The following is an 858-nucleotide window of genomic DNA, read 5'->3' as shown; positions in this document are numbered from 1 at the left end:
CAGCTTGGCCGTGAGGGCTTCGATGTCGCGCGATGCACGGTGGCACGGCTGATGAAGAGCATGGGTATTCAGGGCATTATCCGCGGCAAGCCGCACAGGACGACGATCCCGGACAAGAAAGCTCCCTGTCCGCTGGACAAGGTGAACCGCCAGTTCCGCGTTCCGGCCCCGAACATGCTGTGGGTGTCGGATTTCACCTATGTCGCCACCTGGAAGGGTTTCGTCTATGTCGCCTTTGTCATCGATGCCTATGCTCGCAAGATCGTTGGCTGGCGCGTCAGCAGTTCGGCGCATGCGGGGTTCGTTCTCGATGCCCTAGAGCAGGCGGTGCATGATCGCCGCCCGGGAAAGGGCATGGGGCTGGTTCACCACAGCGACAGGGGCTCGCAATACCTGTCTATTCGCTACACTGAGCGCTTGGCGGAGGCCGGTATCGAACCCTCGGTGGGCAGCGTCGGCGACAGTTACGACAACGCCTTGGCCGAGACGATCAATGGCCTGTTCAAGGCGGAGGTCATCCACCGCCGTGGCCCATGGCGCAGCTTGGAAGCCGTGGAATACGCGACGCTCGAATGGGTGGACTGGTTCAACAACCGCCGTCTTCTCGAGCCCATAGGGAACATCCCGCCCGCAGAAGCCGAGGCCATGCACGTCATGCGCGCCGAAAAGGGCTTCATCATGATCGGCGACGAATCCGACGGCACGGTGATCCCGCAGGACCTGGGCCTGGGCTGGGCGATCAGCAAGAAGAAGGCCGACTATATCGGCAAGCGGGCGCAGGAGCGCAGCCACATGACCGATCGCCGGCGCTGGAAGCTGGTGGGGCTGGAAAGCGTCGACGGCCGGGTGCTGCCCGAC

General features: G+C 63.2%; 1 protein-coding gene. It reads left to right on the top strand.

Annotated elements, in window-relative coordinates:
• A partial coding sequence (locus KHC27_RS14840) for an IS3 family transposase (RefSeq protein WP_246519962.1) occupies positions 1–858 on the top strand: 858 nt, incomplete at both ends.

This window comes from Ancylobacter lacus (assembly GCF_018390635.1).
GTDB classification, from domain to species: domain Bacteria; phylum Pseudomonadota; class Alphaproteobacteria; order Rhizobiales; family Xanthobacteraceae; genus Ancylobacter; species Ancylobacter lacus.
The sequence above is the reverse complement of the archived record's forward strand: the minus strand, read 5'-3'. Positions and strand labels throughout refer to the sequence as shown.